General features: G+C 65.2%; 12 protein-coding genes. 9 read left to right on the forward strand and 3 right to left on the reverse strand.

What is annotated here, in order from left to right; genetic code table 11:
• The first annotated feature begins 82 nt into the window (after positions 1–82).
• The 3 genes from E3T51_RS01715 to E3T51_RS01725 are packed head-to-tail and all read left to right on the forward strand — an operon-like array spanning position 83 to position 2,768.
• Positions 83–1,213: a hypothetical protein gene (locus tag E3T51_RS01715; protein ID WP_134526667.1), complete on the forward strand. Its 1,131-nt coding sequence runs from the start codon at positions 83–85 to the stop codon at positions 1,211–1,213.
• Positions 1,210–1,530: a hypothetical protein gene (locus E3T51_RS01720; protein WP_134526670.1), complete on the forward strand. Its 321-nt coding sequence runs from the start codon at positions 1,210–1,212 to the stop codon at positions 1,528–1,530. Before E3T51_RS01715 ends, E3T51_RS01720 begins: the two co-directional genes overlap by 4 nt.
• A complete protein-coding gene (locus tag E3T51_RS01725) occupies positions 1,527–2,768 on the forward strand; it encodes a hypothetical protein (protein WP_134526673.1) in 1,242 nt (413 codons plus the stop codon). The genes E3T51_RS01720 and E3T51_RS01725 overlap by 4 nt, the downstream gene beginning before the upstream one ends.
• Before the next feature lie 363 nt (positions 2,769–3,131).
• Here the strand turns inward: E3T51_RS01725 and E3T51_RS01730 are convergent, their stop codons facing one another.
• Entirely contained in the window at positions 3,132–4,124 is a 993-nt protein-coding gene (locus E3T51_RS01730) for a DMT family transporter (RefSeq protein WP_134526676.1), read from the reverse strand.
• A 72-nt stretch (positions 4,125–4,196) separates the two neighbouring features.
• Here E3T51_RS01730 and E3T51_RS01735 point away from each other — a divergent pair, with 72 nt between their 5' ends.
• Positions 4,197–5,102: a LysR family transcriptional regulator gene (locus E3T51_RS01735; RefSeq protein WP_134526679.1), complete on the forward strand. Its 906-nt coding sequence runs from the start codon at positions 4,197–4,199 to the stop codon at positions 5,100–5,102.
• On the opposite strand, the gene E3T51_RS01740 is transcribed toward E3T51_RS01735, so the two are convergent.
• On the reverse strand, positions 5,099–6,064 hold the full coding sequence (locus tag E3T51_RS01740) for an aldose 1-epimerase family protein (RefSeq protein WP_134526682.1): 966 nt from the start codon (positions 6,062–6,064) through the stop codon (positions 5,099–5,101). The genes E3T51_RS01735 and E3T51_RS01740 overlap by 4 nt on opposite strands.
• A gap of 9 nt (positions 6,065–6,073) precedes the next feature.
• Positions 6,074–6,943, reverse strand: a complete 870-nt coding sequence (locus tag E3T51_RS01745) for a DeoR/GlpR family DNA-binding transcription regulator (RefSeq protein WP_174844547.1) — start codon at positions 6,941–6,943, stop codon at positions 6,074–6,076.
• Between the two features lie 85 nt (positions 6,944–7,028).
• On the opposite strand from E3T51_RS01745, the gene galT reads away from it, so the two are divergent.
• The 5 genes from galT (at position 7,029) to E3T51_RS01770 (ending at position 13,306) form a co-directional block, all read left to right on the forward strand.
• Entirely contained in the window at positions 7,029–8,210 is a 1,182-nt protein-coding gene (galT, locus tag E3T51_RS01750; RefSeq protein WP_134526685.1) for a galactose-1-phosphate uridylyltransferase, read from the forward strand.
• 38 nt (positions 8,211–8,248) lie between these two features.
• On the forward strand, positions 8,249–9,412 hold the full coding sequence (gene galK, locus E3T51_RS01755; RefSeq protein ID WP_134526855.1) for a galactokinase: 1,164 nt from the start codon (positions 8,249–8,251) through the stop codon (positions 9,410–9,412).
• 144 nt (positions 9,413–9,556) lie between these two features.
• Positions 9,557–10,096 (forward strand): gamma carbonic anhydrase family protein, encoded by a 540-nt coding sequence (locus tag E3T51_RS01760; protein ID WP_134526688.1) that lies wholly within the window; start codon positions 9,557–9,559, stop codon positions 10,094–10,096.
• A 719-nt stretch (positions 10,097–10,815) separates the two neighbouring features.
• The gene (locus E3T51_RS01765) at positions 10,816–11,403 is read left to right on the forward strand and encodes an acyltransferase (RefSeq protein ID WP_420898397.1); all 588 of its coding nucleotides are present in this window, start codon (positions 10,816–10,818) and stop codon (positions 11,401–11,403) included.
• A gap of 58 nt (positions 11,404–11,461) precedes the next feature.
• Positions 11,462–13,306: a WecB/TagA/CpsF family glycosyltransferase gene (locus E3T51_RS01770; RefSeq protein ID WP_134526691.1), complete on the forward strand. Its 1,845-nt coding sequence runs from the start codon at positions 11,462–11,464 to the stop codon at positions 13,304–13,306.
• Positions 13,307–13,417: the final 111 nt, after the last annotated feature.

A 13,417-nucleotide genomic window follows, 5' to 3' on the forward strand; every position in this document is an offset into this window, starting at 1 on the left:
CTGCCGAGGCTGTGGACGCCTTCGAACGTGGCGATCTGGAAATGGCCGAACATAATCAGGGGAAACTCGACGAGGTAGCCCGATGACCACCTTCGTGCTCGAAACGCTGCCGGATGGAGCCGTGCTCGAGCAGCACGGCACCACTCTCGTCATGCGCGCAGACACGCTCGCCGAATCGATGACCCGCGCAGAGGGCCAGTGGCGTGGCATGCCGGCCGCATACCAGGCTCCCGAAAGCTCCACCGTGTATTCGGCCATGACGACACCACGCTCAATCGTGGATGAGATTGGCCAGACCACCCGAAGCGCCCGAACGGCGCTCGACAATTACAGCGCGACGCTCTCCACTCTGAAAACGCGAAGGAATGACCTCCGGCAGCAAATCAGCGCATTCGGGAGTCTCGACGCCGAGGTCACCATCGATTTCGGCCAGATTCGGTGCACTCTGCAAGCCGACGTCGCTCGGTTTAATGCCAATGCAATCGCCGCCGACGAGGAGTGTGCCTCAGCCCTCGGCTCCCTTCTGCAGTACCAACCACTGTGGGGCAGCACCGGCGTTGACGCGCTCAGCAGCGTTCCCGGAGGTGTCGCACAGGGCCTCGCAGCCGAGCTCCTGCACCGCTATCGAATCCTCTATGTGCCCACCCCCGGCGCCGTTCTCCCACTTATTCCGCGCATCGACGCGATCGTGCCCGACGAGATCATCAAGGGGGTGGGGTACACCCGTCTTTCCAGCGGCATTCTGGTCACGGTCGGAACCGCAACCTCTCCGGTGCCAACCTCCATCTCACTGCCGGACGGCTGGAAGTCCAGGCCATTCCTGGCAGCCGTCCTCGACGCCGTGGCGCCGCCCACGTGGGCGCGAACCGCTGGCAAGGTTCTGGGCGTTGCCGGCGTCGGCCTCACCGTGTGGGGCCAATACTCCGACCAGTACAACTCAGACCTCAAGGCGCACCCGGAATGGGACGACGGCGACCGCGCAGCCAGCGCAACCCAGAACGCCGTCATCGTCGGAGGGGCGAGCGCGGCCGGCGGCGCAGGTGGCGCGTGGGCCGGTGCATTGGCGGGAGCCGCCATCGGCAGCATTTTGCCCGGACCGGGAACGATAATCGGCGGCGTCGTCGGCGGAGTGATCGGCGGCATTGCCGGCGGGTGGGGCGGCGACAAAATCGGCAACGGCATCAAAGACACGTGGAACGGATTGTTCGGATGAGTTGGATTCTGCTCGGCATCGGGCTGCTCGCCCTGACCCTCGGCACACTCGCCTACCGCCGCATCTGGAACAACTGGATAGTCCCCGTCACCCCCGGGCATTATGGCTACAGTGTCGGTTTCGGGTTCACTTTTCTGGGCCTTGCCGCGATCGTCTTATCTGCAGGCCCTCTCGCGCTAGCTGCCGAGGCGAGGGCTTTCACCCTCGTTTTGGGCGCCATCGGTGCTCTGAGCATGCTCACATTCACGATGTCCCTGTTCTGGTTGCCTAGATTCCTGTTGCCAGGCTGGTTCAGAACTCTGAAAGAACTCAAATGACGTTGTTCAGCGCCACTCTGCCCGACCTCGACGGATGGGAGAGCCTGTCGCACGAGGGTGCCGAGCGCGTGCTCGCCCTCGCGAACACCGCCACTGGTGCATTTCGACCCAATATCGTTCTCACGTCGACGCCGTCGACCGCGCCGATCGAGGCCGCCTCCAGCGTCGCCATCGCGGCAATCCTCACCGACCACCCCGGCTCGCAGATCATCGCGGTCGACCTGTGGGCTAAGCAGGCTGTGGACGGGCGCATGATCACGGCGAGTTACCCGCAGGGCGACCAGCAGATCGTCATCCAACGCTGGATTTGGGCGACCGGACTGCGACACGTTAGCCTCACGGCATCCGCTGCGACGCATCAGTTTCTGGCCTGCGCGCCGACGCTGTCGTATGTTGCCACTGTGCTTGTGCTGTCCGGCGAGATCAGCGCCACCCAGGTAGACGTCGACGCGGCCCCGAAACTCGACCGCGCTGCCACCCTGGCGGCCGGGGAACCGCTCGAACTTCTGAGGCGGGTTCCCTCGTTTCAGCCGTATACCCCGCCGATACTCGAGATCTCCGAGGCGGCACAGGGCGCCCTGCTCGCTGCGCGCACGACCGGTGCGTTGCCCTGGCGCTCCCCCGCCCAGGCAGAGCTTCGGGCCAACAGACTGCTCGAGGGCAACAGCCGTCGGCTCAGCCCCTTTGCCCTGCAGGTCGTGACTCACTGGGACGCCGGCGCCATCCAACTCGAAGCCAGCACGACCCTCGGCGGGGTCACCCGAAGCCTGCGCAGCTGGACGCGGGGCGAGTCCACTCTGTTCGCCTTCTCCGCCACTTCGCAGAATGCACCCGATCCCGGTAATTTCGCCATCGAGATGCGCCCGGTCGGCCAGACCGTCGACGTCATCCTGCGCTTTCTGGGTGTCGGGCCGACGTGGACACGTGCGACTGAGCCCGGGCATCTCTCGGTCAGGGCGTTGGATGAGCGTCTCGCGGCGGATGCTTCGGCCGTCCTGGCGCCGCCAACGGACGCCAACGACGCGTTTGAGCGTTTCTGGAACCAGGAGTGGACCGAACTTCGGGTTCGCTCGGTGCACGCGTCGGTTCGCGTCATTGCCACTCCCTCGGCCGGTCTGCTCAGCGTGGGCTCTGCAGAGGCCGTGCCCGGCGAAGCGGTCATTCCAATCGCGGCTTTGCCGAGCTACGCGCTCTACACCCACCTGCTCGAACTCTTCGAGACCGCGCTGCGCGGCTGACACACGCACGCGAGCCGCGGCATCCGCTTGCCGGGCCCACCTTTTGAACACGGGCCCAGTTTCTAAACTGGGCCCGTGGACCGGGCCCAGGCCCCGTCCCTGGTAGGCGGCCGTGGCCGACGGTGTCGACCCGCACACCGCCTAGTAGGGCTCAGCACAATCGGCTGGGTGCTGGTCGGCCTCCCCTTCCTCGCCAACCCGTGTGCTCGCGTCACCGACCCGTGAGTTGCATCTGCCGACCCGTGAGTCTTGCGCCCATTCAAACGATTCAGCGCTCCGAAACTCACGGCTCGGCGAACGTCGCGGGTGAAAACTCACGGCTCGGCAAAAGGGGCGCGCTGACCGGACCACCCGAACGGAAGCTCACCCCACGTTCAAACGGTGGCTCGCTTCGATGCGCTGGCCCCAGAACGTTCCCACGATGATCAGCACGGCACCGACTGCCCCGATGAGGCCGAGGGCTTCGCTGCCGAGCGACACCCCCACGAGCACCGCCCAGATCGGTTCGGTGCCCATGAGCAGGCTGGCCCTGGCCGCCGAGGTGCGGCGGATCGCCCACATCTGCGCCAGAAACGCGAACACGCTGCAGGCCAGGCCAAGGTAGAGCACGCCGATCCATGCAGCTACGTCGAAGGTCGAGACTGCCGCGACGAGGCCGTGGATATCGAAAGCGCTAAAGACGACCGCCCCGACGAGCGCCTGCAACAGGGTGAGGGTGATGGTGCTGTCACTTTGCCCACGGGTGAGATGGCCCATCATCGTCACGTGCAGGGAGCGCACGAGCGCCGCCGCGAGAATGAGCAGGTCGCCCACATTCGGCTGGGCAAACCCGTTGTCGGAGACGAGCAGGGCGACGCCGACAACGGCAAGCACCGCGGCCACGAAGAATGGGCGCGGCAGCCACCGGCGGGCCACGACCGATTCCAGCACCGGAGTGACAATGATCGTCAGGCTGATGATGAGGCCCGCATTCGTGGCCGACGTGAATGCCACGCCCTGAGTTTCAAGCCAGAGAATGCTCGCCTGGGTCACCCCGAGCAACACGCCGACCCCGAGCGCGCGCCGCGACGGCAGTCGTTCGCGCCGCATCACCCAGACGATCAGCAGGGCGAGCGCCGCGACCAGAAAGCGCAGCGCGAGCACGGCCGATACACTCGCCTGTTCGGTGAGCACCTTCGCACTGAGGTAGCTTCCACCCCAGACCGCGGCCACGAGCAGCAGCACAAGATCGACGCGATAGCGCCCGAGGTGCGGCAGCACCGTTCGGCCGGGCAGCACCGTTCGGCCGGGCAGCAACGTTCGGCCGGGCAGCAACGTTCGGCCGGGCAGAGTGCGGTGGGGTGGCGGAATGGTCATGGGTTAATGGTGCTGGGCGGCATCCATTAATTCTAGAGGCCTTTTTTTCAACGGATGCTTTAGCCTGAGCTTATGGAATTGCGTCAATTGGCTGTGTTGCGGGAACTCGGCGAACGCGGAAGCGTCGCAGCAGTGGCCCGTGCGCTGCACGTCTCGTCATCGGCGGTTTCGCAGCACCTCAGCGCCCTGCAGCGACGAGCCGGCGTTCCCCTCACCGAGAAACGCGGTCGTGTGCTCGGATTGACGCCGGCCGGGGTGGCGCTCGCGCTGGCGGCTGCCGACGTATCAACGGCGATGGCGCGCGCCGATGAGGCCGTGGCGCGGTTTCAGAACGACCCGGGACTGCCGGTGACCGTGAGCGCGTTCCACAGTGCCGGTCTGGCCTGGTTCGGCCCGTTACTGAACCGCCTGCACTCCTGTGGCGGGCCGACCGTGGGCTGTGGCGACGAAGATGTGCCGCGGGAGCGCTTTGCTGCGCTCGTCGCCGACTATGACCTGGTCATTGCGCACCGGGTTCCTCATGATCCGGATTGGCCGAGTACGGTTGCGGTCACGCCGCTGTTGTTGGAGCCGTTCGATGTGGCCGTGCCGGTCGGGCATCCGCTCGCCGGTCGCGCGTCCCTGTCGGTTGATGATATTCGCCACGAACCGTGGGTCTCCGGGCACGTCGGTTTTCCGCTCGCGGAGGCGGTGAACGTGGTCGCCGCGGCGGCGGGTCAGCCACTTCGGATCGTGCATCGCATCAACGAGTTCTTCGTGGCGGCTTCGGTCGTGGCTACCGGAGCGGCTGTTGCGCTGCTGCCGCGGTACACGATGGCGCCCCGCGAGGGTGACGGCGTGGTGCTCGTGCCGTTCCGCGACCTGCCGGTGGCGCGGCAGATCGATGCATTGAGTCGACCGGAAACCCTCGCCCGGGCATCTGTTCGGCGCGTGCTGGCCGAACTGGTCGTGGTGGCCGGGCAGCATCCACCGGCTTAGGCGAAAAAGTCGAACCCGGCGTGACGGATGCCCCAGCGCACGATCCAGTCCTCCCCCGGTTGCAGCCAGTGCAGGCCAGCGCCGGAGTTGAACGCATCGGCGGGTGCCGTCATCGGTTCGATGGCGATCGCCTGGCCGCGGATTGGATCGACGGCTCCGGTTCGCACCGGAAAAATGTGCGGCGTGAAGACCTGTACATAGCGCATATTCTCGTCGCCCCACAGGGTGACGCTGCGGCCATCCGCTGCAGTGAGGGTGTGTTCGCCGGGCGCGCCGGAACCGGGACGGGCCAGGCCCACCCCGCCGAAGCCATCATCGAGATCGAGGTCGCCGACCACGACGCCCCCGCGCAGGTCGAAACGGGTGCCATCGACGGGAGTTTCGCCGGTCGGGTTGAGGCGGTCGTCTACGTCGATATGGGTTGCGGCGTCCACTCGTACCACGAGATCGCCAGTCGGTACGTCACCTATTTTCAGATACGGATGCGCTCCCACAGCTACCGGCGCCGCCTCGGTACCGACGTTGGTCAGCCGGTGTGTCACGTTCAGACCGTTCGGAGTGAGGGCATAGCTCACCTCGGTGTCGAGGTGAAACGGGTAGCCGGACTGCGGAAAGCTCGTCGCGCCGAGCGTTACCGAATCGCTCTGCCGGGACACCTCACGGTAGGCAGTGAAGCGGAGCAGCCCATGGATGGCGTTGTGGCGGGCCGGCTCGGTGAGCGCGAGTTGGCGGGTAACCTCGTTCTGGATCCATTTACCGTCGCGAATGCGATTGGGCCACGGCACGAGCACGATGCCGGCAGCCATGGGCGGTTGGGATGCCTCGGAAAAGCTCTCGATCAGGTCTATGCCGTTCACGGAATATGCCCGGAGACCTGCCGCCACCTCGGTCACGACGGCTCGGGACGTTCCGTTCGCGGTCTGCAAAGTCAGGCCGTATTGAATTCCGGTCGGTGCGCGCATCCGTTTAGCCTAGAGCCGGTCTGGCGCACCATGCGCGATTTCGGGGAGTAAGACGGTCAGTCCGACCTCACGCAACGAATCCAGCATCGCCGGATCCGCAGCGGCATCCGTAATGAGGGTGTGGAAGGCGCTCAGCGGGCCCACCCGGCCGAGATGCACCTGGCCCAGCTTGGATCGGTCGGCCACGACAACCACCCGCTCCGCCGCGGTGAGCATGAGCGCTTTAATTCCGGCCTCCGGCAGGTTGATGTTGGTGACACCGCCCGCAATGTCGACGCCGTTACAGCCAATGAAGACCAGGTCGGCATGAACCTGACTGAGCACCAACCCGGCGAGCGGCTCGACCAACGAATGCTGCAGCGGGCGCAGTGACCCTCCGGTGACGATCACGGAGAACCGTGGGATGGCCTGTTCCAATTCCAGGGCGATGCTAAGCCCATTGGTGATGATGACAACGTCATGCAGGTCGTCCCGAGCAACCAATGCACGGGCAACCGCGTGGGTCGTGGTGCCCACGTCAAGAATCACGCTCTGCCCACTTTGCACGAGCCCCGCCGCGATCTGGGCAATTTGCTGCTTGGGAATGATGGAGGCTTTCAGAGCTTCCTCGAACGAGTGCTCGCGTTCGGCGCGAAAACTTTCGCCATCGCCCGGGGAATGCGCCGGCACCGCTCCGCCGTGCACGCGCCGAACAGCGCCCCGAAGTTCCAGGGCGTCAAGGTCGGCCCTGGCCGTCACTCCCGAAATGTTGAAGGCGCTCCGCAACTCGCTCACCCGCACGAAGCCTCGTTCGTCCACCAGGCGCTGCGCTTGCTCGCGGCGAACGTGAGCGGGAAGCGAATCGGGTATCGGGCTGCGCGTCGGTTCGGTTGCGGTCATCAAATAAGTATCACTTAGTTTCTTTTGCTTTTCAATACGCAATTATTTGGTTTCGTTTGCACAAATTTGCTACTGTGACAGGGCCATGACGAATCCAGACACCCCCCGCCCGCACTTTGTCGCCGATGAGAAGATTGCGCGGCAGTTCAGCACTCTCGCCGACGGTCGCGACCTGGTTTATTTCGACGACCCCGACACTGCGCTGTCGCCGAATCGGGAACCCGACCTGCGTGAACCGGCCGCCCGGGCGACCACCGCGACCATGCGTCAAGATCCACTAACCGGCGAATGGGTCTCCATTGCCGCTAATCGCCAAGACCGGGTGTTCTTGCCGCCCGCCAATCTCGACCCGCTCGCACCACAATCCCCCGGCAACGCCTCGGAGATTCCAAGCAACTACGACGTGGCCGTCTTCGAGAATAAGTCCCCCTCATTTGGTCCTCTCCTGGCGGATGCCTCCCCGGTTGATCCGGCCGATCTCGACCGCATCGGCATCGGTCGTACCCGCACGTCCGTTGGCCGCTGCGAGGTGGTGTGCTTTAGTCCCGAGCATGAGGGATCCTTTGCCAGCCTGTCGGTGATTCGAGCCCGAACCGTCATTGAGGCCTGGGCAGAACGTACCCACGTGCTGTCGCAGTTGCCGGGCGTTGAACAAGTATTCCCGTTTGAGAATAGGGGTGAGCAGATCGGGGTGACCCTGCGGCATCCGCATGGCCAGATCTACTCGTACCCGTACGTCACCCCCAGAACCCAGCGTTTGGTCGACTCCATCGACCGCTATGGAGCCACCCTCTTCGCCGATATTCTGGCGAGCGAACAGTCCAGCGACCGGATTATTCTTCGCGGCGAACACTGGAGTGCCTTCGTGCCCTTCGCCGCGCGGTGGCCGATCGAAGTGCACATGCTACCGCACCGCCAGGTACCGGACTTTGCCGAAACCTCCCTCGCCGAGCGCGATGAGTTGGCCGTGTTGTATCGTCGGCTGCTGCGCGGCATCGATGCGATCTACTCGACCCCGACTCCCTATATTGCCGCGTGGCACCAGGCGCCGGTGCGGGTGCATCGGGCGGACATCCGTTTGATGCTGCAGCTGACCAGCCCGCGACGCGCGGAGGACAAGCTCAAGTTTCTCGCCGGTTCGGAGGCCGCCATGGGCGCCTGGATCGGCGACGTCACTCCAGAGGATGCTGCCGCCACGATTCGCGCGGCCGTCGCGCGCGCCGCCGAGGCGGACTCCGCCGCAATTGCTTTGGGGACGCACTCGTGACCGTCCGGAATGCTGACGGCGCCGGCGCGGTCAGCGCGTTGGGTCGCGCGGCCCAGGCTGGCTTCCAGAGTCGGTTCCATCGATTGGCGACAGGCCTGTGGTCGGCGCCCGGCCGGGTCAACCTGATCGGTGAGCACACCGACTACAACGACGGGTTCGTGCTGCCACTCGCCATCGACCGGCGCACGGTCGTTGCGCTCGCGACCAGAACCGACCGAGTCGTTCGCGTGGCGAGTTCTTTCGCGGCCGAGACCGTCGAGGTTTCCCTTGACGAGCTGGTTCCCGAGAACCTCGACGGCTGGTCAGCGTACCCGCTGGGCGTGGCCTGGGCACTCGGGCAGTTCGGAGCGGACCTCGCCGTCGTGCCGGGCTTCGAGGTCTACATCGACTCCGACGTGCCGGTAGGAGCCGGGCTGTCGTCGTCGGCAGCGCTCGAAAGCGCCGTCGCGGTAGCCCTCAACGACGTGTGGGGCCTGGACCTCGATCGGTCGACACTGGCCCGCGTTGGCCAGCTCGCCGAGAACCGGGTCGTCGGTGCCCCGACCGGCATCATGGACCAGTCGGCATCGCTGCTCGGCCAGCCCGACGCTGCGGTATTTCTGGACTGCCGAAGCCTTGCGGCTGAGGTCATCCCGCTCGGACTCAACCCGGCCGGCCTCGAGCTACTCATTATCGATACCCGGGTGAGCCACTCGCACGCGACGGGCGGGTACGCCGCCCGCCGAACGTCGTGCGAGGCCGGCGCCCGCGCTTTGGGTGTGCCGGCACTGCGCGATCTGAGCCTGGACGATCTCCCCCGAGCGCAGGCACTGCTCGACGACGAAACTTTTCGCCGAGTGCGTCACATCGTGACGGAGAACCAACGCGTTCTCGACACCGTGCAGATCCTGCGATCAAGCGGATGCACCGCGATCGGACCGCTGTTGAATGCCTCACACCGGTCGATGCGTGACGACTTCGAGATTTCAGCCCCCGAACTGGACGTGGCCGTGGACACCGCCCGGAGCGCAGGTGCTATCGGCGCGCGCATGACCGGCGGCGGCTTCGGTGGCGCGGCCATTGCCCTGACGCCGACCGACCAAGTGCCGGCCGTGACGGCCGCCGTGCTGGCGGCCTTCGCCGACCGAGGCTTCGCAACCCCCGACCTGTTCGTGGTGCACGCTGCCGATGGGGCAGCCCGCGACGGTGGCAAGCGCCCCTGAGCCGTTAGGCCCCGGGCTTCTCGGGGCTTCTCGGGGCTTCCCGGGGCTTCCCGGGGCTTCTCGGGGCTTCTCGGGGCTTCCCGGGGCTTCCCGGGGCTTCTCAACGGAGGGGGCCCCGGGAGCGGCTCGGCTAGGCTGACGCGTATGAGTACTGAGCGCGCCGCCCGAATCATTGCCCTGCCGAACACACCGGCTCCGAGCATCGCTGAAACCGCGTTCATCGCCCCCGGCGCCGTCATCGTCGGCAATGTCACCCTCGCCGACCGGGCCAGCGTCTGGTACAACTCCGTGCTGCGCGCAGAACTCGAGCCGATCACGATCGGGGCCGGTTCGAACCTGCAGGACAACGTCTCCTGCCACGTCGACACCGACTTTCCTCTCACTCTCGGCACGGGAGTGTCGGTCGGGCACGGCGCCGTGCTGCACGGCTGCACGATTGAAGACAACGTGCTCGTCGGCATGGCCGCGACCATTCTGAACGGCGCCGTCATCGGCTCCGGATCGCTCGTTGCTGCCGGAGCCGTCGTGCTCGGCGGCACCGTCGTGCCGCCCGGCTCGCTCGTAGCCGGTGTCCCTGCTAAGGTTCGGCGCCCCCTGACCGACGAGGAGATCGCCAGCATCCGTCGCAACGCCGAGAACTATCTCGATCACACCGAACTGCACCGCGCAGCCCTCGCCGTCTAAAATCAAGCTCAATAGCACCAAGAAACGCTGGGTCACCGCAGAACGCTTGTGCGCCACCCTTTCAAAATCACGGTTGTTCCAGTCAGCCGCCTAAGCCGCCGCTAGACCAGCAGGGCCTGCTCGGCGTCCATGACCACGTTCGAAGGCGCAGTGGCGTGAATCACCGGACCGCCGCCGCGGGGCTCATTTGGAGATCCCCGGCGACCGTCACATCGAGGCCGTTGCCAGCTCCGAAAGCACCCAGAAGGCAACAAAACGAGTAACCAATCGTGGGGCCGCGGCCCACAATAACGACTTTCTGGCCTGCAATCGCCGCGTCGAAGCGGCGCGCACATCGACAATTCCGTAAGCGGCGTGGCACGAAGCTCATGCGTTGCTGCACCCTAGCGGCTCGAGCTGAGAGCGACCAGCCCCCGGACGGGTCGTACCGCCACACGCGTCCACCCCGATATGGTGCACTCACTGGTACTTGAGAGATATTCAAGTTGACCGCAAGCCGGACGCATCACGGTGGGAATCCCCCGAAATATGCCCGATTGGCGCCTTCCAGAAACTCCTATTCCTCCGAACTGCAGGGATTCCATGAAGGCGTCAGTCCGTCGATTTCCTACACCCAGTCACCCCCCAGTATTGGTTACTTCCGCGCGCAGCGCCGCACCGAACGCGGGTTTCGAACGGACAACCGAGTGACCGACTCCGCGACATTCCCGCACGCCACCATCGCCCCCACCGCCAACGTCGACATACAAGCCGACATCGGATCAGGGACGGCCATCTGGCACCTCGCCCAAGTGCGCGAGCACGCCGCTATCGGCCGAGATTGCATTGTGGGGCGGGGTGCGTATGTCGGCCCTGGCGTCGCCATAGGGCACAACTGCAAAATACAAAACTATGCCCTGATCTACGAACCTGCCCGTTTGGAGGATGGCGTCTTCGTCGGTCCCGCGGCCGTATTTACGAACGACACATTTCCACGGGCAGTGAATGTCGACGGCACACTTAAAGCCGCGAAGGATTGGGATGCCGTCGGCGTGTTCGTGCGCACGGGTGCTTCGATCGGTGCCCGCGCCGTGTGCATCGCCCCACTGACGATCGGGCGATGGTCGATGGTCGCTGCCGGCGCCGTCGTGACCCGGGATGTACCCGACTACGCCCTGGTCGCCGGAGTGCCCGCCCGGCGCATCGGCTGGGTGGGGCGCAGCGGCCATCCGCTCACCGACGAAGGAGACGGCCGGTTCGTCTGTCCAGTCACGGGTGACCGGTATTACGAATGCGGCGGCGCGCTCCTAGAAGCGGCCGTGACCTGACCCCGGGCATCCATCCCTCCCCGTGCGCCCCGCGCGCCAGACCCCTTTGGAGCTACAGATGACAGTCAATGATTCACGAATCGTGCTGGGCGGGTCGGTGGTCGACCTGATGGAAATGAAGGATGCGCTGGAACGCATTTCGAATCACCTCACCAACAGAACGGAAGCCCCACTCGCGGTGGCCTCAGTCAACCTCGATCACGTTCATCATTTCGGAACCGGTGCACATTTGGCCGGAATCCTGCACCGTGTACCGCCCAAAAACCGCTCAGCATCCGTCGAATGGCTCAAGCTGATCGACGGAGCACCGCTCGCCGCCCACGCGCGACGGTTGACAGGGCATCGCTGGCCACGTATCGCCGGCAGCGACCTGATCGGACCCATTCTTGAGCGAGCCGGGCACTTAGGCGTACGTGTCGGCTTTCTCGGGGGTATGGAAGAGACCCACCAACGTCTGCGCTCCGAGTTCGCGCGCTCACAGCCAACGTTGCGGGTGGCCGGTTATTGGGCACCGAGTCGCGAGGTCGTATCAGACCCGGCGCGCTCGGCAGCCCTCGCTGCGGAGATCAAGAGTGCCGATGTCGACTTGCTGGTCGTGGGGCTCGGAAAACCACGGCAGGAGTTGTGGATAGCCGAACACGGCCCACAAACGGGGGCGACCGTGCTACTTGCCTTCGGCGCCGTCGTGGATTTTATGGCCGGACGCGTTCGTCGCGCTCCGCGCTGGGTTGCTAATCACGGTTTGGAGTGGGCCTGGCGTCTGGCGATCGAGCCCACCCGCCTCGCGTCACGCTACCTCGTCGATGGTCCGGCCGCCTACCTTCTGGTTCGACGCACCAGTAAATCCGACGCTGTCTATTCCAGGGTGAAACGGCCGTCGCGGCTAGAACCACATCCTTCCCTGGTCACCAATCCCCACCAGAGCGTCGCACCCGGTAGCCGGCACGGTGCCATCATCATCCCGGCACACAATGAAGCTGACGTGATCGAGCGCACCCTTGGGTCGATTGCGGGCCTGGCCGCGGAAGGCCAGGTCGAGGTCATCGTTGTCTGTAACGGATGCACTGACTCTACGGCGGCGCTGGCCCGTCGCTTCGCCGGAGTCGTCGTGCTCGAGATCGAGAATGCGTCCAAACCGGGCGCGATGAATGTCGGCGATGACACCGCACAATCGTGGCCTCGTCTGTATCTCGATGCTGACATTGAGATCACACCTGGCGCAGTGCTCGACGTGTTCGAGGCCGTGCGTTCGCCGTCGATATTGGCTGCACGCCCCGCTTTTTCCTACGACACGACCGGGGCTTCACTCCCGGTTCGATGCTACTACCGGGCTCGCGTGCGAATTCCGGATACGGGTGCTGTGCTCTGGGGAGCCGGAGGGTATGCGCTTAGCGCCGAAGGACATGACCGTTTTGGCCGCTTCCCAGAATTGACCGCCGACGACGCATTCGTCGACAGCGTGTTCACAGAATCGGAGAAGCGAGCGCTGTCGTCGGTGCCGACCCTCGTACGTACACCACGCCACGCGGCCGGGCTGCTCGCGGTGCTGACCAGACAGCGGCGTGGTGTCGTGGAGCTCGACACTGCCGGATCCACGCAAAAACGGGTATTGGCGATTCTCGCGTCGGTGCGAGGGCCGGCCGACGCCGTGGATGCTTGCTGGTACGGCGTGCTCACCCTCGCAGCTCGCCTGAACCAGCCGTGGACCGCGCGCACGTCTCTGCCCCTCTGGGAGCGGGACGACTCCAGCCGCTCCGAAGAAAGCGGAACCATCCCATCGGCACCGGCTGCAGTGAAGCCGGCGGCGGCGGCAAGGGCCTACCTCGCTGCGGCAACCGCGCCCCCTTCGGGGGCGTCGCCGATACCCCCGGTGGGCGCTAACCTCGAGCGTCAGATCAAATGAGTAAGACTCAATGCATTTTGCACGCCAGCAGCGAAACCTCCTCAACCATTGCTCGACCGGCAAGGGATACCACGTGAACACGCCCAGAATTTCATGCACGCGCGCCCGTCC

The sequence above is a fragment of the Cryobacterium serini genome, assembly GCF_004404025.1.
Classification (GTDB): domain Bacteria; phylum Actinomycetota; class Actinomycetes; order Actinomycetales; family Microbacteriaceae; genus Cryobacterium; species Cryobacterium serini.